Annotated in this window: 20 protein-coding genes; 14 read left to right on the forward strand and 6 right to left on the reverse strand. The window is 32.9% G+C overall.

Annotated elements, in window-relative coordinates; all coding sequences use genetic code 11:
• Positions 1-24 precede the first annotated feature (24 nt).
• On the reverse strand, positions 25-2,529 hold the full coding sequence (locus KHA98_RS02710) for a DUF5686 and carboxypeptidase-like regulatory domain-containing protein (RefSeq protein WP_246522124.1): 2,505 nt from the start codon (positions 2,527-2,529) through the stop codon (positions 25-27).
• Between the two features lie 66 nt (positions 2,530-2,595).
• A complete protein-coding gene (locus tag KHA98_RS02715) occupies positions 2,596-3,573 on the reverse strand; it encodes a pyruvate dehydrogenase complex E1 component subunit beta (protein WP_213254998.1) in 978 nt (325 codons plus the stop codon).
• 491 nt (positions 3,574-4,064) lie between these two features.
• Here KHA98_RS02715 and KHA98_RS02720 point away from each other — a divergent pair, with 491 nt between their 5' ends.
• The 4 genes from KHA98_RS02720 (at position 4,065) to KHA98_RS02735 (ending at position 7,594) form a co-directional block, all read left to right on the forward strand.
• Positions 4,065-4,811, forward strand: a complete 747-nt coding sequence (locus tag KHA98_RS02720) for an electron transfer flavoprotein subunit beta/FixA family protein (RefSeq protein WP_209573165.1) — start codon at positions 4,065-4,067, stop codon at positions 4,809-4,811.
• A 62-nt stretch (positions 4,812-4,873) separates the two neighbouring features.
• On the forward strand, positions 4,874-5,842 hold the full coding sequence (locus tag KHA98_RS02725; RefSeq protein ID WP_213255001.1) for an electron transfer flavoprotein subunit alpha/FixB family protein: 969 nt from the start codon (positions 4,874-4,876) through the stop codon (positions 5,840-5,842).
• Positions 5,843-6,004: 162 nt separating this feature from the next.
• Entirely contained in the window at positions 6,005-6,628 is a 624-nt protein-coding gene (locus tag KHA98_RS02730; protein ID WP_213255005.1) for a bifunctional nuclease family protein, read from the forward strand.
• Between the two features lie 114 nt (positions 6,629-6,742).
• Positions 6,743-7,594, forward strand: coding sequence for a thymidylate synthase (locus tag KHA98_RS02735; RefSeq protein ID WP_213255007.1), 852 nt, complete (start codon positions 6,743-6,745; stop codon positions 7,592-7,594).
• Positions 7,595-7,631: 37 nt separating this feature from the next.
• Here KHA98_RS02735 and KHA98_RS02740 read toward each other — a convergent pair whose 3' ends face one another.
• Complete coding sequence (locus tag KHA98_RS02740; protein WP_213255009.1) at positions 7,632-7,928, reverse strand: isoamylase early set domain-containing protein; 297 nt, start codon at positions 7,926-7,928, stop codon at positions 7,632-7,634.
• Between the two features lie 243 nt (positions 7,929-8,171).
• On the opposite strand from KHA98_RS02740, the gene KHA98_RS02745 reads away from it, so the two are divergent.
• The 4 genes from KHA98_RS02745 (at position 8,172) to porT (ending at position 11,058) form a co-directional block, all read left to right on the forward strand.
• Positions 8,172-8,510, forward strand: coding sequence for a 2TM domain-containing protein (locus KHA98_RS02745; protein ID WP_213255011.1), 339 nt, complete (start codon positions 8,172-8,174; stop codon positions 8,508-8,510).
• A gap of 19 nt (positions 8,511-8,529) precedes the next feature.
• On the forward strand, positions 8,530-9,012 hold the full coding sequence (locus tag KHA98_RS02750; protein ID WP_213255014.1) for a dihydrofolate reductase: 483 nt from the start codon (positions 8,530-8,532) through the stop codon (positions 9,010-9,012).
• A 590-nt stretch (positions 9,013-9,602) separates the two neighbouring features.
• Positions 9,603-10,334 (forward strand): bifunctional demethylmenaquinone methyltransferase/2-methoxy-6-polyprenyl-1,4-benzoquinol methylase UbiE, encoded by a 732-nt coding sequence (ubiE, locus tag KHA98_RS02755; RefSeq protein ID WP_213255016.1) that lies wholly within the window; start codon positions 9,603-9,605, stop codon positions 10,332-10,334.
• 1 nt (position 10,335) lies between these two features.
• Positions 10,336-11,058: a type IX secretion/gliding motility protein PorT/SprT gene (porT, locus tag KHA98_RS02760; protein WP_213255019.1), complete on the forward strand. Its 723-nt coding sequence runs from the start codon at positions 10,336-10,338 to the stop codon at positions 11,056-11,058.
• 9 nt (positions 11,059-11,067) lie between these two features.
• Here the strand turns inward: porT and KHA98_RS02765 are convergent, their stop codons facing one another.
• A complete protein-coding gene (locus KHA98_RS02765) occupies positions 11,068-11,796 on the reverse strand; it encodes a TrmH family RNA methyltransferase (RefSeq protein WP_213255021.1) in 729 nt (242 codons plus the stop codon).
• 37 nt (positions 11,797-11,833) lie between these two features.
• Between KHA98_RS02765 and tamL the strand changes: the two genes are divergently transcribed.
• The 5 genes from tamL to KHA98_RS02790 all read left to right on the forward strand — a co-directional run bounded on the left by tamL (position 11,834) and on the right by KHA98_RS02790 (position 18,070).
• Entirely contained in the window at positions 11,834-14,407 is a 2,574-nt protein-coding gene (gene tamL / locus KHA98_RS02770) for a translocation and assembly module lipoprotein TamL (RefSeq protein WP_213255023.1), read from the forward strand.
• Positions 14,408-14,467: 60 nt separating this feature from the next.
• The gene (gene fbaA / locus KHA98_RS02775) at positions 14,468-15,535 is read left to right on the forward strand and encodes a class II fructose-bisphosphate aldolase (protein ID WP_213255026.1); all 1,068 of its coding nucleotides are present in this window, start codon (positions 14,468-14,470) and stop codon (positions 15,533-15,535) included.
• Positions 15,536-15,617: 82 nt separating this feature from the next.
• A complete protein-coding gene (gene accD, locus KHA98_RS02780) occupies positions 15,618-16,472 on the forward strand; it encodes an acetyl-CoA carboxylase, carboxyltransferase subunit beta (protein ID WP_213255028.1) in 855 nt (284 codons plus the stop codon).
• A gap of 400 nt (positions 16,473-16,872) precedes the next feature.
• Positions 16,873-17,274: a helix-turn-helix domain-containing protein gene (locus KHA98_RS02785; RefSeq protein ID WP_213255030.1), complete on the forward strand. Its 402-nt coding sequence runs from the start codon at positions 16,873-16,875 to the stop codon at positions 17,272-17,274.
• A gap of 175 nt (positions 17,275-17,449) precedes the next feature.
• On the forward strand, positions 17,450-18,070 hold the full coding sequence (locus tag KHA98_RS02790) for a hypothetical protein (protein WP_213255033.1): 621 nt from the start codon (positions 17,450-17,452) through the stop codon (positions 18,068-18,070).
• A 35-nt stretch (positions 18,071-18,105) separates the two neighbouring features.
• On the opposite strand, the gene KHA98_RS02795 is transcribed toward KHA98_RS02790, so the two are convergent.
• A complete protein-coding gene (locus tag KHA98_RS02795) occupies positions 18,106-19,005 on the reverse strand; it encodes a cupin-like domain-containing protein (RefSeq protein WP_213255036.1) in 900 nt (299 codons plus the stop codon).
• Positions 19,006-19,102: 97 nt separating this feature from the next.
• Positions 19,103-20,350, reverse strand: a complete 1,248-nt coding sequence (locus tag KHA98_RS02800; protein ID WP_213255038.1) for an ABC transporter permease — start codon at positions 20,348-20,350, stop codon at positions 19,103-19,105.
• Positions 20,351-20,515: 165 nt separating this feature from the next.
• Here KHA98_RS02800 and purH point away from each other — a divergent pair, with 165 nt between their 5' ends.
• Positions 20,516-22,042, forward strand: a complete 1,527-nt coding sequence (gene purH / locus KHA98_RS02805) for a bifunctional phosphoribosylaminoimidazolecarboxamide formyltransferase/IMP cyclohydrolase (RefSeq protein WP_213255040.1) — start codon at positions 20,516-20,518, stop codon at positions 22,040-22,042.
• Positions 22,043-22,049: the final 7 nt, after the last annotated feature.

Here is a 22,049-nt window from a genome sequence, read left to right on the forward strand (position 1 = left end):
TTAATAGCTTTCGCTTTGCTTTATTTAGAAATAGAATCCAAAAGATCCTTTTACTGCAAATTTATTAGCATCCGGAGCGTTTAAGTAACTTCCTCTCCAGGAGAAATCAATTCTAAATACTTTGAATATATTTCCGATTCCTGCGTTATACTCCCAATACACATTTTCAGGTGCATTGTACGGTTGTCCCGAAGCATTGATGGCACGGTTTGCATCAGAAATTGTTCCGTGAACGGCTTTAATACCTACAAACTCTCTCCAGTTCAGTTTTCTCATAAATGGAACTCTGGCAAATAACCTTCCTCCAAAATCATGATTCCACTGCAAAGTTGTATACTGATCGGTTATAAATTCGTAGAAATTCAGGTTACTAAACGTGTTTTCTATTGTAAAGTACGTCTGGTTTCCGGGAATCACACTCATTAAACCTAACGGAATTGTACCAAATGTTTTTCCTGTTTCAAGAATTATATTTGATCTTCCTAATGGTCCAATTATAATAGGTTGCTTATAATAAATCTGAATTTTCTCGTAAGCAAAATCACTGTTTAAAACGCCTTTTAAACCATAACTAAAGTTTACAAAGAAATGACTATACGGGCTATCAACAATATCACGTTCTACACCAAAACCAATTGTTTTACGATTTGGCATATATTCAAACTGAATGTTTGCTTCAGATTGTGTTACCATACTTTCTACAACTCCGGCAGGATTTGCCGCACTTGGTAAAGTCGTATAATAATCTAAACTAAATGTTGGCGATGCCGATTCAAGCGTTCGATATGAAAGACCGGTTTGAATAATAAAATTCTTCTTGGCCTCTATTTCAAAGGAAACATTACTCAGATTAATGTTGGTTAATTTTCCGTTACTTCCTGTTGTAAATAAAGCTGAAGACGCAAAACTTCTTCCTAAAATATCATTGGTCGTTGTTAAACTGGCACCAATTTGTTCTATATCCCGCCTGTTTCCTCCGGAAATAATGATTCGGTTTTTCTTATCGATCATCCATTTACCAGAAACTCCGTATTTAAATTTATTATCGTCAAAACCATAAGCCGTATAAGCTTGTATACGCCAAGGGTCATTTGGTCCAAAATAAGTTCTTCCTCCGGCGCGGATTCTTAAACCTTCGACTTCATTATAGCCAAAAGTTGAAAAAATAGGTCCGAAATCAAAGTTCTTGAACTCGACATAACCGCTTCCTAAAATAGAGACTAGACTGTACAATTGCTTAAATCGCTTGACCGTTTGCAAAGTATCGAGCATTTTATAAATACCCTGTTCATCTTTATTCAATTTCTCAAAACGATTTTCTTCCCAGAATTCAGGAGGTCGGTCGTAAACGGCATTGTCTATAAAGTTGACTTCTTCTTTATAAAACTTCTCCGGTTTTTGAATGTTGAATTTATGATTACGATATAAAGTCGTTCGTTTTCCATAAACTCCTTTTGATTTTTCTTTTTTATTCAAAGCAAAATCCGACATCATATAATCACGTGTCAATAGAAAAACAGAATCGTTTTCTACTTCAAATTCCTGCTCGATATAAATGTCTTTTACCCAGTTAATATTGGCGCTTTTAGTTACACCCATATTAATTTTCTTGATCGCAAAAGTGGTATCGTTAACCCAAAAATCTCCTTTAAAAGTTAATTCGTTTTTACGTCTTGGATAAAATACAATATTATAACACCATTTTTTGTCAATGTAAGCACTGTCTTTCAGAACATAATTATAGACATCAATTCCTGTTTTTGAAAGCGGACTTGTAAAACTCTTATCAAAAAATTTAAGGTGATTGTCGTAGATATTATAATCGGAATAAAGATCTTTTACGAAAGATAAAATCTGTTGATTTCCATTGAAACCAGACATTTTATTTCCGTTAAGATTTTCTTTTACTTTCTTTAATTTATTGTCGCCGTAAACATCATAAACAGATTCATTGATAAAAATAGGAAGGTACGTTTTTCCGGTAACTTCAGAAGTATCAACATGATTAAAGACAAACTCCATTCCTTTGAACAGCTTGTTTTTCATAAAAGCACTGTCAATCGTGTTCATATCAAACTCGACTTTTTCGTACTTTTCCATTTGATATTGATTGAATTGGTAAAGTCCGTTTTTACGCTTTCTTTCCCAGATTTTCCTCAAAATATCCAATGCCGGATTATTCTTTTTAGATGTTTTACCGGTATAAATAACTACTTCACTAAGTGCTTCGGCTTCACTTAAAACAATCTTGAAATCATAATTTACAGATTTCTCCAAAGTAACTTCTTTATCTGAAAATCCAGCCGAACTTACAATTAAAACCGTATAGGTATTTGGTGATTCCAGATAAAAACGACCATCTTCATTAGAAACGATTCCGGTATTTGAACCTTTAAAAACAACATTAGCAAAAGGTACTGGCTGATTCGTTTTATCCAAAACAATTCCACTCACTTTTGTTTGTGCAGTTCCAAGATTCACAAAGGCGAATACAAAAAATAGGCTGAGTAAAATTATTCTTTTTATCATTTGGCAAAAAAAAACTTCATCAATTAATTATGACTGATGAAGTTTTATAAGTATTGTTGATTTTTTTTATTTGTACATTACTTTCTTTACTGCTTTTACTACATCAGCTGCATTTGGCAACCAGTCTTTTAGTAAAACAGGAGAGTAAGGTGCAGGAGTATCAGCAGTTGTAATACGCTGAATTGGCGCATCAAGAAAATCGAATGCTTGTTCCTGAACGATATAAGTAATTTCAGAAGAAATACTTGCAAATGGCCAAGCTTCTTCAAGAATTACTAAACGGTTTGTTTTTTTAACAGAAGTAAGAATAGCCTCTTTATCCATAGGACGAACTGTTCTTAAATCGATAATCTCACAAGAAATTCCTTCTTTTGCTAATTCATCAGCAGCGATGAAAGCTTCTTTGATGATTTTTCCAAAAGAAACGATTGTTACATCTTTTCCTTCACGTTTAACATCTGCAACTCCTAATGGAATTGTATATTCTCCGTCTGGCACTTCTCCTTTATCACCATACATTTGCTCCGATTCCATGAAAATTACAGGATCGTTATCACGAATTGCAGATTTCAAAAGTCCTTTTGCATCATATGGAGTTGAAGGCACAACAACTTTAAGTCCCGGAGTATTAGCAAACCAGTTTTCTAAAGCCTGAGAGTGAGTTGCTCCTAATTGACCTGCAGAAGCAGTTGGTCCACGAAAAACGATAGGCACATTAAATTGTCCTCCTGTCATTTGACGCATTTTAGCAGCATTATTTATAATTTGATCAATACCAACTAAACAGAAGTTGAAAGTCATATACTCTACAATTGGTCGGTTACCATTCATAGCTGAACCTACTGCAATTCCTGTAAAACCAAGCTCAGCAATTGGAGTATCGATTACTCTTTTTTCGCCAAACTCAGCAAGCATTCCTTTTGAAGCTTTGTATGCTCCGTTGTATTCCGCAACTTCTTCGCCCATTAAATATATGGATTCATCGTGACGCATTTCTTCGCTCATCGCTTCGCAAATGGCCTCTCTAAATTGTATTGTTCTCATATTTATATTGTATGTTGAATTTTCTGAAGAGCAAAAATAAATATTTTAAATCACTTAAAAGCATAAATTGAATTTAAAATCTTACTTCCCTATCCATCAATTCTGCTTTTTTCGATGTAACTTTTAATGTAACTTTTACGAAATCGATATAATTGTTCTTATTTCTCCCGAAAAAACATTTTTAAGACAATCTCCGCTTTTTTTGTTTAATTCTGATTCTTCAAATTCTTTTTGTAAAACTCAACAATTCGTAAAATATTATAATACTTACAAAATTTAACATCTGCACCTTCCCCCTACATTATGAAATTGCTAACAATCAGGCAAAATGAATGCATTTTTGTTTTTCAACTAAGATAAATCACCCTGCAAATTTCACAATCTTCGAAAACGTAATAGTTTTCAAAAAATATTATGCACGCATAGTATATTATTTCGATTTTAATTTCTAAATTTGTCAAAGCATATTATAAATTATAAAATATATACTTATGAAAATATTAGTTTGCATCAGCCACGTGCCTGATACTACTTCAAAAATCAACTTCTCCAATGGTGATTCAGAATTCGATACCAATGGTGTACAATATGTAATTAATCCTAATGACGAGTTTGGTTTAACACGTGCAATCTGGTTTCAGGAGCAACAAGGCGCAACTGTAACTGTTGTAAATGTTGGCGGACCAGATACTGAACCAACTTTACGTAAAGCATTGGCAATTGGTGCAAACGAAGCAATTCGTGTAAACGCTAACCCAACTGACGGTTTTTTTGTTGCAAAACAACTAGCTGAAGTAATTAAAAACGGTGGTTACGATCTTGTAATTGCTGGAAAAGAGTCTTTAGATTATAATGGTGGAATGGTTCCTGGAATGATTGCCGGAATTTTAGGTTCTAACTTTTTAAACTCTTGTACAAGTTTAACTGTTGACGGAAATAATGTAAAAGCGGTTCGTGAAATTGATGGTGGAAAAGAAACTGTAAGTACTACTCTTCCTTTAATCATTGGTGGTCAAAAAGGTCTTGTTGAGGAAAAAGATTTACGTATCCCGAACATGAGAGGAATTATGACGGCTAGAACTAAAGCTTTAACTATTCTTGAACCAGTTGACGCTCCTGTAAATACAAAAGCAGTGAAATTTGAAAAACCAGCTCCAAAATCAGCAGTGAAATTAATTTCTCCTGATAACTTAGACGAGTTAATCAATTTATTACACAACGAAGCGAAAGTAATCTAGTAATCAGTTTGTAAGTGTTCAGTTTTTAACCTGAAACTTTAAACTTTTAAACAAAAAACATTATGTCTATATTAATATATGCAGAATCTGCAGAAGGAAAATTTAAAAAAGTTGCTTACGAATTAGCTTCTTACGCTAAAAAAGTAGCAGAAAGCTTAGGAACTACAGTTACAGCTTTAACTGTAAACATTAGCGACGTAAGCGAGTTAGCTAAATACGGAGTTGATAAAGTTCTAAAAGTAAACAACGATAAATTAGTTGGTTTTACTGCAAAAGCTTACGCTGATGTAATTAAACAAGCAGCTCAAAAAGAAGGAACTAAATTAGTTTTACTTTCTTCAACAACAGATAGTATTTACCTTTCATCATTGGTTGCAGTAGCTTTAGAAGCTGGTTTCGCATCAAATGTTGTTGGTTTACCATTAAGCACTTCTCCTTTTCAGGTAAAAAGAAACGCTTTCTCAAACAAAGCTTTCAATATTACAGAAATCAGTACAGATGTAAAAGTTCTTGGACTTGCTAAAAACTCTTACGGAATTTTTGAAAGTGCAGGATCTGCAGCTGAAGAAGATTTTAACCCAACAATTGGAGACAATGATTTTGGTGTAAAAGTAGAATCTGTTGAAAAAGTAACAGGAAAAGTTTCTATCGCAGATGCTGATATCGTAGTTTCTGGCGGACGTGGATTGAAAGGTCCTGAAAACTGGGGATTAGTTGAAAATCTTGCTGCTGTTTTAGGTGCTGCAACGGCTTGTTCTAAACCAGTTTCTGATTTAGGATGGAGACCTCACAGCGAACACGTTGGACAAACAGGAAAACCAGTTGCAACAAATTTATATATTGCAATAGGAATTTCAGGAGCGATTCAGCATATCGCAGGTATCAACTCATCTAAAGTAAAAGTAGTAATCAATAACGATCCTGAGGCTCCTTTCTTTAAAGTTGCTGACTACGGAATTGTTGGTGATGCATTTGAAATTGTACCTCAATTAACAGAGAAATTAAAAGCATTTAAAGCGCAACATTCTTAATTTAAGAATTCTCTATAATATAGCTGCCTAAAAACAAGATAATCGTATCTTTGTTTTAGGTAGCTTTTTTGTTCCATATTTTTTGATTAAAATTGCACCTTTATTTTTCAATCAAAAAAAGTATTAAAATGAGGCTTTAAATGCCCTTTTTTACCCCTATATATGAGTCTAGTAAAATTATCTATAAAAGGAATTTCATACAGTCAAACTCAAAATGGCGCTTATGCCTTAATTTTGAATGAAGTTGATGGCGAAAGAAAACTGCCAATTGTAATTGGTGCTTTTGAAGCTCAATCTATTGCCATTGCCTTAGAAAAAGAAATTAAACCACCTCGTCCATTAACACATGATTTATTCAAAAACTTTGCAGAAAGATTTGACATTGTGGTAAAGCAAGTGATTATTCACAAACTTGTTGATGGTGTTTTCTACTCGAGTTTAATTTGCGAAAGAGATAAAATTGAAGAGATCATTGATGCCCGAACTTCTGATGCAATAGCTTTAGCACTACGTTTCAATGCTCCGATTTTTACTTATAAAAACATTTTAGACAAAGCTGGTATTTATCTAAAATCAAATACAGCAGAAACAGATCCAGGTTCTCAGGAAATTGATGATGTACTTTCTAATCCTGAAACTTTTGGACACGAAGAAGAAAGCAACCAGTCTGGAGATGTATATGCCAAACATAGTCTACAAGAGCTTAACGAACTTCTGGATCAGGCAGTTTCTCAGGAAGATTACGAAAAAGCAGCAAAAATTAGAGACGAAATCTCAAAAAGATAACTTAAGGCTATAAGCCGTAAGCTTTAGGCTTTAAGCGTAAAGCGTAAAACAAAAAAAACAAGCTGAAAGCATTAGGTAAAGCCTAAAGCTTAAAGCCTAAAGCCTAAAGCAATAATGAAACAATACTTAGATTTAGTAAAACACGTTTTAGAAAACGGCAATCAAAAAGGAGACAGAACCGGAACAGGGACTAAAAGCGTTTTTGGTTACCAGATGCGTTTTGATTTAAGTGAGGGTTTCCCAATGGTTACAACTAAAAAACTTCATTTAAAATCCATTATTTACGAATTACTTTGGTTTTTAAAAGGAGATACAAATATTAAATACCTTCAGGAAAACGGAGTTAAAATCTGGGATGACTGGGCTGATTCTAATGGTGATTTAGGACCGGTTTACGGACACCAATGGAGAAACTGGAATAGTGAAGAAATCGATCAGATTTCTGAATTAATTACAGAATTAAAAACAAATCCGAATAGCCGCAGAATGCTGGTTTCGGCATGGAATCCATCTGTTTTGCCAGACACCAAAAAATCATTTGAAGAAAATGTAGCAAACAACAAGGCAGCTTTGCCTCCTTGTCATGCGTTTTTTCAGTTTTATGTTTCAAGCCCTGATACTGAAAAAGGAGAAACAAAAGGAAAACTTTCCTGCCAGTTATATCAAAGAAGCGCTGATATATTTTTAGGTGTTCCTTTTAATATTGCTTCTTATGCATTATTAACCATGATGATTGCTCAGGTATGCGATCTTGAAGCTGGTGATTTTATTCACACATTTGGAGACGCACATATCTACAACAATCATTTTGAGCAATTAGAATTACAACTTTCAAGAGAGCCAAAACCATTACCAAAAATGATTTTAAATCCAGAGATTAAAAACATTTTTGATTTTGATTATAATGACTTCACCCTTGTGAATTATGAACCACATCCGGGAATAAAAGGAAGTGTTGCTGTATAAAACTATAAAAAAATCCGCTTAATTTTAGCGGATTTTTTTATACCGCCAGAACGCTATTTTCACTTCCGGCAAAATCATTCCATTTATATGAATCTGCCTCAGGATCATTCACATAAACGCCGTCAATTACATACTTAAACTCGTAAATCGCATCTTTTACCAAGTCGTAAGTTGCTTTAAAAGTTCCGTTTTTTAATTTACTTAAAGCTCCTTCTTCTGCATTCCAATTATTAAAATCTCCCACCACAGCTGCCGAGTTTGCATCTTTGGCTTCTACAGAAAATGTTACTTTACATACTGGTTTTGTTTTGACAAATTGTTTCTTTAAAGACATAACTATTTAGTTTTTAGATTTATACACCTAAATTACGCAAAAGCACCAGAACTTTCAATAGTCCTATGTTCGATTTGCGACTATAGCAAAAACACAATATTTTTTTTACAGTACCCATAAATTAATCTGTTAAAAATTCTGAATTTCAGATTCTTAGCCACAGGTAATCCAAATATTCTAGTCGCAGAATACCATGATTTCAAAATAAATTTTAACTTTATAACCTCATTCATTTACAATCTTATGGAAAAAGAAGTACACGAGCAATATGAATATGCAAGAAGAAGACTTAGACAAAAGAAAATCCTGTATTTTCATTTTGTACTTTTTCTCATAGGGAGTTTATTTTTATTTATTGCCAACAGATTTTTTGGTTTTGGAGCCAATACTAACCAAAACTGGTGTATTTGGGGAATCACAATATGGCTTTTTCTGTTTATTTTACACTTTATAAAAGTATATATTACAGACAGGTTCATGAATAAAAAATGGGAAAGAGAGCAAATTGACCGACTTGTTGCCTTACAGCAAAAAAGAATTAGTCAATTGGAATCGAGAATAAATGAGGATACTGAAAAATAAAATTTAGTTTTAGAGTGCCATGATTATAATGATAGCGGCTGTTGCCGAAAATAATGCCCTTGGAAAAAACAATGAATTAGTTTGGCATCTGCCAAATGATTTTAAAAGATTCAAATCACTCACGACGAATCACCATATTATTATGGGAAGAAAAACTTTTGAGAGTTTTCCTAAACCACTCCCAAACAGAGTTCATATTGTAATTACGCGCCAAAGTGATTATAATCCTGAAGGATGTATTGTAGTAGACAGTATTGAGAAAGCAATTGCTATGTGCCCGGAAGATGAAGATTCGTATATCATTGGCGGAGGCGAAATTTACACTCTTGGCTTGCCTTATAGCGACATTATAGAGATAACTAAAGTGCATCATACATTTGATGCTGATACTTTTTTTCCTAAGATTAATGAAAACGAATGGCTTTTGGTAGAATCTGAAGAAAACTTCAAAGATGAAAAGCATCTTTACGATTATACGTACGAGACTTACATTAGAAAATAAAAAAACATCCTCTTTTGGAGGATGTTTTTTAAAAAACGATTGATTATTTCGATTGAACTTACTCAGGTAAGAATTTTGATAAAAAAATCACAAATGTTTAAAAACACTTGAAAACTGAATAACATTTAATTTGAGAATTAATCCCAAAGAGGGCCTTTAATAACAAATACCACTAAGATATTAAAGGCAAGAAAATTAAAATTTCCAAAAACAAATTTAATCCTAAGAACGTACTTTGCACTTAAAAAAATAGTACTGTAATTTGAGTAACAATACTTCCAAAACTACTTACAAGAACAAATGAGGTACCAGTGCAAAAAAAGTATTCATTTGATTTAAGTTCTTTCTATTTAATCAATCATTAAAATTTCATCATTTTATCTTTAGCAAAAGTGGGCATAAATTCAGCATCCCACAATACCCACTTTTAGTGATTTTTTTCAAATACCAACATTTGGGGAGGTTTGATAAGTTGCAAAAATCAAAGAGAAACTCGGCTTAAATCTCTTCTTTATAAACATTTACTTTACAATTTAAAAAAGCCAATTACAGTTAAGTCAGATTGTATTATATTTGCGTAAATAAAAAAAATGTCTGAGAAAATAACTCCATATAAAGACTCTTCTTTAGGTAAAAAAGAGCAGGTTGCCCAAATGTTTGATAACATCTCCGGGAACTACGATAATTTGAACCGTGTTATCTCATTTGGTATTGATGTCAAATGGCGAAAAAAAGTATTAAAAATAGTATCTGATACAAAACCAAAAATTATTCTTGACATTGCAACCGGAACTGGCGATCTTGCCATTTTAATGACGCAAACTAAAGCTGAAAAAATCATCGGTTTAGATATTTCTGCAGGAATGCTTGAAGTAGGAAAAAAGAAAGTTGAAGAAAAAAAACTATCTAATGTTATTGATTTAGTTTTAGGAGATTCTGAAAACATTCCTTTTGAGGATAATTATTTTGATGCCATAACTGTGGGATTTGGAGTTCGAAATTTTGAGAATTTAGAGAAAGGTTTTGCTGAAATATTGAGAGTTTTAAAACCAAATGGTGTATTTGTTATTCTGGAAACTTCGGTTCCGGATAAAACGCCTTATAAACAAGGATATAACTTTTACAGCAAAAATATACTCCCAATTATCGGGAAACTATTTTCAAAAGACAATTCAGCTTACGGATATTTATCAGAATCAGCAGCAGCTTTTCCTTATGGTGAAGCGTTGAACAATATTTTGAGAAAAATTGGGTTTATAGATGTTGTGGCTATGCCTCAAACCTTTGGAGTTGCAACCATTTATTCTGCTTCTAAAAAATAGTATGAAAAAAACAGTAATCGTAATTTTATTAGTCTTATCGACAAAAGGATATTCGCAATTTGCTAAGAGCATGTTTAGCAAAGATCCCATTATTAATCTGGAGAACTGGCAAAAACAACGCCTTTACTTTGGTTATTATTTAGGCTTTAATAGTTTTGACTTTAAATTCGATTACAAAAATCCTGTTCAGGAAGATATCCAGGTAAAAAAAACTACCGGCTTTAATGTGGGTGTTGTTGCCGATTTAAGATTGCAGGAATATATCAATTTACGTTTTGAACCTGGTTTATACTACACAAAACGTGATTTATATTTTCCTGGAGTTGGAAATCTTGAGAAAGATTATTTAAGAGAGGTAAACAGTACTTACATTCATTTTCCTTTATTACTTAAATTTTCAGCTTTACGTACCGGAAATATCCGTCCTTATTTAGTTGGCGGAATGTCTACTACTTTAAACTTATCTAGTAACTCAAAATCTCAGGATGATAACTGGCAGCAAAAATTCAGAGTTAAACCCTGGACGTATGCTTATGAAGTTGGTTTTGGAATCGATATTTTTACAGAATATTTTATCTTTTCACCTTCTGTAAGAGGTATGTTTGGTATTTCAGATGAACTAATTCGAGACAATGTAACTCCTGAACATCCTGTTAGTCCATACACTGACAATATAGACTCTATGAAATCAAGAGCAATTTTAATAAATTTTACTTTTCATTAAAACAATTGCTTAACTATTTCGTTTAAACTCACTAAGAATAATTGCTGTTGCGGTAGCTACATTTAAACTTTCGGTTTTTTGAAGCTCCCCAAATCTTGGAATTGTGAGTCGGTTGGTTACCATTTTTTCAATTTCTGCAGAAATACCATTTGCTTCATTACCCATAATAATGATACCATCTTTCGGTAAATCTGTTTGATAAATGTTATCTCCGTCCATAAAAGTTCCAAAGATCGGCAGTTTAGTCTGACCGATAAAGGTTTTCAAATCAACATAACTTACATTTACTCTGGTAATAGAGCCCATTGTAGCCTGAACCACTTTTGGGTTATAAATATCTACTGTTTCTTTAGAGCAAATAATTTGTTTGATTCCAAACCAATCGCAAAGACGCAAAATTGTTCCTAAATTTCCGGGATCACGAATATCATCTAATGCAACAATTAAACCAGAGTCAATTATTTTGTTTTCGGCAGGAATTTTGAAGACTGCTAAACAAGAATTTGGGGTCGACAAAGCACTTATTTTCTTAAGTTCCTGTTCATTAATAAGTGTTCGTTTTGAAGCATGAACAGTTTCAAAATCATTTTGTGTAGTGTATAAATGCTCTAATTCAAAATTGGATTGCAACAATTCTTGAATTACTTTTACTCCTTCAGCAAAAAATAATTGATTTGCAAAACGCTGCTTTTTTTGATGTAAACCCGAGATAAGTTTTATTTGGTTTTTACTAACCATAAAATAATGTACTTTTGAATTAAATATTTAAAATCACTTGAAAAATAATTCCACAAAAATAACAGCATTTATTCTAATAGCAATATTTATTTCTGCTTGTAATGCCATAAAAAGAGTTCCCGATGGAAAAAACCTTCTTGTAAAAAATAATATTCTAGTTAACGGAAAGTCGTCTAATGATGAAACGGCAGCTAATCAAATGTACCAAAAGCCAAATGGTAAATTACTAGGTTTTAAATTACGTTTAAATCTATACAATTTAGCCAATTTAAACCCAGATTCGACCTATAAAGCAAGATTTGACAATCATCCGGGCAGATACGAAAATTGGTCAAAAGTACTATCTGCAAAACAAGTAGATCGTTTAGGGCAATCTTTTCTATACAAAGGTATTCATGATTTTTTGAAAAACACAGGTGAACCACCCGTAATTATTGACACTGCAAAAACAAAAAAAACTCTACTGCGTTTAAAATACTATTATCTAAACAATGGTTTCTTTAAGGTAAAAACAGATTACGACATTGATAGTATTGGGATTAAAAGAGCCAAAATAAATTATAATATTACTACCGGACCTGCTTATAAATTAGATTCAATCAGAACTACAATTTTAACTCCGGCTCTGGATTCATTATACAAAGTAAGCAGAGAACCTTCTGTTTTAAAATCCGGAAATCAGTATAAAACTACTGATTTTGAAGAAGAAAAAAACAGGATTACAACTTACTTCAGAAATAATGGTGCTTATTATTTTCAGCCAACTTATGTAACTTTTGACATTGATACTATTGGCAAAAAAAACAAAGCCGATGTCAACCTTATTATTAACAACAATAGTATACAGGAGAAAGATTCCAGCCGTACCGAGCCTTTTAAATTATACAAAATTAGCGCTGTAAATATCTACACCGATTATTCGGCCGCTAATGCAAAAGCAAAAATCACAGATAGTACAACGTACAACAACTTTAATTTATATAGTTACAAAAAATTAAAATACAAACCACGTGCAATTACTGATGCTATTTTTATTACAAAAGGAAGTACGTTTTCGGACACTAGAACAACACTTTCTTCGCGATATTTAAATAACTTAAAAATATTCAATTATCCTTCTATTCAATATGAAGTTGATAAACGAGATTCAACGGCACAATCTTTAATCGCAAAGGTTTATTTAACGCCAAGAAAAAAATACAGTTTTGGGGCAACTCTTGATGTAACACATTCTAATATTCAGGATTTTGGTATTGGAGCCAGTCTTTCAGAAACCATCCGAAACGTCTTTAATCGTGCCGAAACTCTTGAAATTTCGACTCGTATGAATATTGGATCTTCACAGGACATGGCGAATCCGAACAATAATTTCTTTAATGTTTCGGAATACGGAGTAGATTTAAAACTGAATTTCCCAAGGATTCTATTGCCTTTTGGAACGGAGAAAATTATCCCAAAAAGAATGATTCCGTCTACATCAATTTCAAGCGGTTTTTCTAAACAGCGAAATATAGGTTTAGACAAAGAGAATTTCACCGGAGGAATTTCATACAACTGGTCTCCAAAACGTCACAATACAGCAAAATTGGAGTTGCTTAATGCACAATATGTACGCAATTTAAATCCGGATAATTATTTCAACGTTTATACTTCATCATACGATGAATTGAATGGTATTGGTAAAGATTATAACACCAACCCTATCAACTGGGGAAACACAGCAGAAGAACAACTTCATAAAGACCTGACCATACCTGATGGTACAACAGGCTTTACAAGAGATGTTTTTGCCAACAAAACAGATTTAAAACCAGGAGATCCTTTATACAAAGATGTAGAAAGTATTGAAGAAAGAAGAGTCCGTTTGACTGAAAATGACTTTATTCTGGCAACAAGTTATACTTTTACAAAAACCACCAAAAAAGATCTTGCCGATAATAATTTCTATCAGTTTAAAACCAAAATAGAATCTGCAGGAACTTTATTATCAGCTGTTTCAAATATTGCCAGCCTTCCAAAAAATGACAGGGGCAACTATGAAATTTTCAATCTGGAATATTCAGAATATATTAAAACAGAGTTTGATTATATAAAACACTGGGATTTTGGAAAAGAAAAAGTACTGGCCGTTCGAAGTTTCTTTGGGATTGCAATTCCATTTGGAAATTCAGATTACATTCCGTTTTCACGAAGTTATTATTCAGGAGGATCCAATGACAACCGTGCATGGCAGCCCTACTCTTTAGGTCCGGGAAGCACCGATGCAAAGGATGATTTTAATGAGGCCAATATGAAGATTGCACTTAGTGCCGAATTTCGATTTAAAATTCTTGGAGATGTTAAAGGAGCCCTCTTTGCAGATGCCGGAAATATCTGGAATGTGCTCGATAATGTCATCGATGAGAAAGCAAGATTTAACAACGTAAACGATTTAGCTGAAATTGCTTTGGGTTCAGGATTTGGTTTACGATACGATTTAAGCTTCTTTGTTATTCGATTAGATTTAGGCTTCAAGACCTACAATCCGGCGCATGAGAAGGGAGACAGATGGTTTAAAGAATACAATTTTGGTCACTCGGTTTTAAATTTTGGAATAAATTATCCGTTCTAATGCTAATTAATTCTTATTTTTGCAACCTAAAAACTAAAAACAACTATAAAAAAAATTACAATGGCACACAATATTAAACCAGGAGTAGCTACAGGAGATCAGGTTCAGGAGATTTTTAATTATGCGAAAGAAAAAGGATTTGCTTTACCTGCAGTAAACGTTACTGGATCTAGTACAATCAATGGAGTTCTTGAAACTGCTGCAAAATTAAATGCACCGGTTATCATTCAGTTCTCAAACGGAGGAGCTCAATTTAATGCTGGAAAAGGATTATCTAACGCAGGTGAAAAATCAGCAATCGCTGGAGGAATCGCCGGAGCAAAACATATTCACACTTTAGCAGAAGCTTATGGTGCAACTGTAATTTTACACACTGACCACTGTGCAAAAAAACTTTTACCATGGATCGATGGTTTATTAGATGCTTCTGAAAAACATTTTGCAGAAACAGGAAAACCATTATTCAGTTCTCATATGATCGATTTATCTGAAGAGCCAATCGAAGAAAACATCGAAATCTGTAAAGAATACCTAGCTAGAATGAGCAAAATGGGTATGACTTTAGAAATCGAACTTGGTATTACAGGTGGTGAAGAAGATGGTGTTGACAACTCTGATGTTGACAGCTCAAAATTATATACTCAGCCAGAAGAAGTAGCTTATGCTTACGAAGAATTATCTAAAGTAAGTCCAAAATTTACAATTGCTGCTGCTTTTGGAAACGTTCACGGTGTTTACAAACCAGGAAACGTAAAATTAACTCCAAAAATCTTAAAAAATTCTCAGGATTTCGTACAAAACAAATACAATACAGGTGCTAACCCAGTTGATTTCGTTTTCCACGGAGGTTCAGGTTCTACACTTGAAGAAATCAGAGAAGCTATTGGATACGGAGTTATCAAAATGAACATTGATACAGATTTACAATTTGCATATACTGAAGGAATCCGTGACTATATGGTAAACAATATTGAGTACTTAAAAACTCAAATTGGTAACCCAGAAGGTGCTGATGTTCCTAACAAAAAATATTATGACCCAAGAAAATGGGTTCGTGAGAGCGAAGTAACATTCAATGCAAGACTTGAACAAGCTTTTGCTGACTTAAATAATGTGAATACACTATAATAAAAAAGTTTCAGGTTTAAAGTTTCAAGTTTCAGGTTTCGCAACTTGAAACTTGAAACCTAAAACAAATAAAACATTCAATATGGCTTGGTTTAAAAGACAAGAAAAAGGGATTACGACCGCGACAGAAGATAAGATGGACGTTCCGAAAGGATTGTGGTACAAATCTCCAACTGGAAAAATTATTGATGCAGACGAATTAGCGAGAAACTTATTCGTAAGCCCTGAAGATGATTTTCATGTTCGAATTGGAAGCGCAACCTATTTTGAAATTTTATTCGACAACAACGAATTTGTTGAGTTAGATAAAAACATGACATCAAAAGACCCTTTGCATTTTGTGGATACAAAAAAATATGCAGAGCGTTTGAAAGATGTAATGGAAAAAACTCACCTTAAAGACGCTGTGCGTACGGGAGTAGGAAAATCTAAAGGAAAAGAACTTGTAATTTGTTGTATGGATTTTGCCTTTATTGGTGGATCTATGGGAGCAGTTGTAGGGGAAAAAATTGCAAGGGGTATTGATCACGCGATCAAAAACAAAATGCCTTTTGTTATGATTTCTAAATCTGGTGGAGCTCGTATGATGGAAGCTGCTTATTCTTTAATGCAATTAGCAAAAACATCAGTAAAACTAGCTCAGTTAGCTGAAGCTAAATTACCTTATATCTCTCTTTGTACAGACCCAACAACTGGAGGAACAACAGCATCTTACGCTATGTTAGGAGACATCAATATCTCTGAGCCGGGCGCTTTGATTGGTTTTGCTGGTCCACGTGTTGTACGTGATACTACAGGAAAAGATTTACCAGAAGGTTTTCAAACGGCTGAGTTTCTTTTAGAGCACGGTTTCCTTGACTTTATCACGCCTAGAAAAGAATTGAAAGATAAGATCAACTTATATATCGATTTGATTCAAAACAATGATATTAGATAGTTTTAAAACTACTTAAAATACAAAATCCCAAGAATTACTTTTTGGGATTTTTTTTTGTTTTAAACCATATAAGTTATATAAGTAAAGTTAAGGTTTTCCTGCAAGGTTTTCAAAACCTTGTAGGTCTTAATTTAATGTATGCTTTTTTCTTAATTAAAATCTTAAACTAAACCTACAAGGTTTTGAAAACCTTGCAGGACAAAAAAACTATACTACTTGATTTAAAAATAAATGCAATATGATTGAGCTATGCAATACTTGTCTGAAAAATTGTATTTTTGTTTTTATATAAATATTGATGGTTCCCCAAAATAAACTATTAATAATTGTATCCTACTAAAGCATTCTTGTTTTTTACAGAAACCCATTTTTTCTAAAGTAATATAAATATCTTTGAATTATGAGCACAACAACAAAACCAAATCATATAGGGCGAAAAATTAGCCGTATTCGTGAACTTAGAGATATGAAGCAGGAAGCTTTGGCTCAGGCTTTAGGAATTTCTCAGCAAGCTGTATCTGCAATAGAAAACAGCGAGAATATAGATGAAGAAAGACTTACCGAAGTAGCAAAAGCTCTTGGAGTAAATGCTGAGGCAATAAAAAACTTTACTGACGAAAATATGATCAATTATTTTAATAATTTTTATGACAACAGTACCAGTACCGGAATAAACGGAATGTTTAATCCAACTCATTGCACATTTAATCCTTTAGATAAAGTAATTGAACTTTACGAACGTTTAGTTATAGTAGAAAAAGAAAAAGTTGAATATCTTGAAAAATTACTGAAAGAAAAATAAGCTTTTCAAAACTTATAAATTCAATTTAAAATCCTAAGAAATTCTTCTTAGGATTTTTTTGTTTTTAAACCATATAAGTTTTACAAACACAGTTAAGCCCTTCCTGCAAGGTTTTCAAAACCTTGTAGGTATTTATATATTCTGTTTTTATATCTTTATTTTAAATCTGATTTTTATGACACGAATTTTTATTGGTTTTATAGTTTGTTTTCTTTTTTTGAATTGTAACAAAAAAGAAGAAATTATCCACTTAAACAATAAATTCTACATTGTTTCTTATGAAGACAAAAAATTCAAAAAGTATGCTGATTCATTAAAAGAAAATAGCGATAAAGTGACCTTTCCTTCAATAAAAGGATTTTATTGTCAAAATCAGCTTTTAATAGATAGCAAAGGCAATCTCTTCTTTTACCAAAAAGAATACATCCCGAGAATATGCGGATCTGCAGACAGAATTGACACTATACCTTATCTATTAAACTTACAGCCCATAGATTTAATTCAAACTCCACAGTCAAATGTAAATGATTTTCTTTCCCTAAATATTCTTAGCAAGAAAAAAAATGAACAAAGATTAATTATTGCATCTCAAAATGACACAATAAAAAACAAATCAATTTTTAGTTTTACAAGTAAACTAAAAGCTTATAAAATTAGAAGAACAACCCAAGAAGAGGATACTGTTTTGAAATACAAGAAAAACAATGAATCCTATAATTATGAAGATATTAAATGGAACCAAAACCGAATTACACTTCCTTTCATAAAACCAAAATTAAAAAATCAAAACGAGTAATAGAGCATCATTCCATATAAAATCAAAATCTTCAATCAGCTCGCTTTTTTCAAATCATTCTTTAAGTCTTTTTTTAATTCTTTTTCAGCAATTTTAAAAACTAATTTCTCACGCCATAACGCATAACGTCCTCTAAAAACAACTTTTATAGCACTATCAACTGCGCCGTGCATAAATAAGCTCCAAACGCTGGCAATCTTTCGGGAAACAGATTTATCCCAAGCGCGAAGTGTCAGAGAAAAAGAACCGTCTATATAACGCATCCAGTGCCACATACCAGTTGGCATAAATAAGGTATCTCCGTGTTCCAGAAAAACTTCATAACCTTCGACACCTTTTAGAGCGGGAAACTTTTCAAAATCTGGATTAGCAACATCATAATCTTCTAAGGCGTAGGTCGTATTAGGAAGACAATAGAGCCTTTTTTTCCATTTATTATCAAATAATATAATGTGTTTTCTACCTCCAAAATGAGTATGAAAAAGATGTGGCAAATCGATATCGTAATGCAGAAAAGTAATTGCTTTAGAACCTCCGAAAAACATAGCTGGCATACTTTCTATAAAACCGCCCATTAATTCTTTAGGAACTTTTACATCCTCTATTAATTCGGGTCTGTGTTTAAAAAGATTGAAGAAAAAAATGCGCAGTTGTGTTGGTTCTCTCTTTATTAAATCAAGATATTCACCAAATTTCATACTGGCAATAGAAGCATTAATAACTTTTGTAGGATCTGCTTTTGAGTTATCAACTAATTTAACTTCAATATCCCCTGCAATGCGCTTAAAATAATCCGTTGACCATTTTTCTCTTGCAGGCCAATCTTTTGTTAGCCCCTTAATAATTAAAGGCTTTCTTTTATCCAGATAGTTCTTTTTAAAATCTTCTCTGGAAATAGACTCAACAGTATCAACAGGTTTTAGAATAAAGCTCATTTATATATTGATTTAAATTGTCTGCTTACCAAAAATATCGAATTATTTCAAATCTTCAAAATTTAAATTTACAATTAAACAACACAAAAACAACCTATTACATACCCGTTCTAATCGCTTCTACAGGATCTAAATTTGCCGCAGAAATGGCTGGCAAAATTCCAGAAATTAACCCGATCAAAGCGGCTAATCCGGTTCCTAAAAGAATATTCCCGAGACTTAACACAAATTCAAAATCGAGTACTTTTGTTAAAAGAAGTGCAATTCCCCAAACCATCAGTAAACCAATAATTCCTCCAATAACCGAAAGAATTATAGCCTCAAATAAAAACTGAAATAATATAAATCGGTTTTTTGCGCCAAGTGATTTTTGTATTCCGATTAAATTGGTTCTTTCTTTTACCGAAACGAACATAATATTAGCGATTCCGAAACCTCCAACTAATAGAGAAAATCCACTAATAATCCATCCCACAACATTCATCTGACCCAAAATTCCATCGATAAAATCAGTAAATCCGGAAAGGACATTAATAAAAAAGTTATCCATTTCCCCTGCTTTCATTCCGCGAATTGCACGCAGTTTTTGGGCTATTTCCGCCTTATAAGCATCCATATCTATTCCTTTTACCGGTTTTAAAACAATAACCGGCGTCATTGAATCACTATCGCCATACATTCGTCTCAGGAAATTAGCAGGTAAATAAACCGAAGTATCATTACTATCACCAAAAAAACCTGCACCTTGCTTCTCGATTACACCAATAACGGTAAAACGTTGTCCGTATAAACGAATATTTTTTCCAATTGGATCACTTGTTCCAAAAAGGCCTTCGGCAATATCATAGCCTAAAACAATTACTGCAGTTCCTGAATTCGACTCAGACTCGTTATAAAATCTTCCTTTAGCAAAACTCAATCCGTCAATATCCACCATTTCGCTAGATGACGGAATAATATTAACATCGCTTACCGTTTTTGAATCGTATTTTAAACTTTCGTGATTTACAAAAAGCTGATACGCAACCTGATCAGTATTATTTAGTGAATTTTTTAAGCCAATGTATTCGTCGTATTTTACATTTGGAAACTGTTCTCTCTTCCATTGCGGAATTTCCGACGGCCCAAAGCAATATTTCATTAAATAAATCGTATTTTTATCTAAACTACTCAAGTCTTTAGAAATTTTTCTATCTAAAGAATCTACGGCAGCCAGTACAGCTATGATTGAAAAAATACCAATTGTAACACCTAAAAGCGATAATAAAGTTCGTAATTTATTATTTCGTAAAGCGTTTATGGCAAAGCTGAGACTTTCTTTTAATAATCTTAAATAAAGAAGCATATAGTAGTATTTTTCAAACAAGTAAAATTCAATATTTTAAAAACAAAAACCTAATAAAAGTTAACTTACTCATCAGTAGATTTTTTTACTATAATGTTACACTAATTTCTTTAAAATAATATATAAAAAAACTACTTTTGCAGTCTCAAAAATCATAACTACACGATGAGCACAACTAAAAAAATACAATCAGCCTTAATTTCTGTTTTTTCTAAAGATGGATTAGAGCCAATTGTTAGAAAATTACACGAACAAAACGTAACACTTTACTCAACCGGAGGAACTGAAGACTTCATTAAAAACCTTGGAATTCCTGTAGTTCCTGTTGAAGATATTACTTCTTTTCCTGAAATTCTTGGAGGAAGAGTAAAAACTTTACACCCAAAGATTTTTGGCGGAATTTTAAATCGTCAGGATAATGAAAGTGATGTTCAACAAATGAAAGAATTTGATATTCCTCAAATTGATTTGGTAATTGTTGACTTATACCCTTTTGAAAAAACAGTTGCTTCTGGTGCAAGCGAACAAGATATTATAGAAAAAATCGACATTGGCGGAATTTCATTAATCCGCGCCGGTGCAAAAAACTTCAAAGACACGGTAATTGTTGCTTCGGTTAACGAATACAGTTTGCTTTTGGATTTAATTACAGAACAAAACGGTTCTACAACTCTTGAGAACAGAAGATTGCTTGCTACAAAAGCATTCCACGTTTCTTCTCACTACGATGGAGCTATTTTTAACTATTTTAATACTGACGAAACTATCTACAAAGAAAGCATTGCAGATGGTCAGGTTTTAAGATATGGTGAAAACCCTCATCAAAAAGGATTTTTCTTTGGAGACTTTGACGCAATGTTCAAAAAAGTTCACGGAAAAGAATTATCATACAACAACTTATTAGATGTTGATGCTGCAGTAAATTTAATTGCTGAATTTAAAACTGACGGACCAACATTTGCAATTCTAAAACATAACAATGCTTGTGGTTTAGCTTCAAGAAAAACAATTAGCGAAGCATATTTAGCAGCTTTGGCTTGTGATCCTACTTCAGCTTTTGGCGGAGTTTTGATTGCAAACACCAAAATTGACTTGGCAACTGCACAGGAAATCAACAAATTATTCTGCGAAGTAGTAATCGCTCCTGCTTATGATGATGAGGCAATTGCTGTATTGCAAGAGAAGAAAAACAGAATCATTTTAGTACAAAATGAAGTTGAATTACCATCCCGTCAGGTAAGAACTTGTCTTAATGGTTTGTTAATTCAGGACAGAAATAATATTACGGATAATAAAGAGCATTTAAAAACCGTTACAATTACAGAACCTACCGCTCAGGAGATCGAAGATTTGATATTTGCTTCAAAAATTTGCAAGAATACGAAATCAAACACGATTGTATTTGCAAAAAACGGAACATTAATTTCTTCAGGAACAGGTCAAACGTCAAGAGTTGATGCTTTAATGCAGGCTGTTGATAAAGCCAAAGCTTTTGGATTTGATTTAACTGGCGCATCTATGGCAAGTGATGCATTTTTTCCATTTCCGGATTGTGTAGAATTAGCTAAAAAAGCGGGAATTACAGCAGTAATTCAGCCGGGAGGTTCGATTAAAGACGAATTAAGTATAAATTATTGCAATGAAAACAATCTTGCAATGGTATTTACAGGAACACGTCATTTTAAACATTAATTTGTTT

The sequence above is a fragment of the Flavobacterium branchiicola genome, from assembly GCF_018383905.1.
GTDB lineage: Bacteria > Bacteroidota > Bacteroidia > Flavobacteriales > Flavobacteriaceae > Flavobacterium > Flavobacterium branchiicola.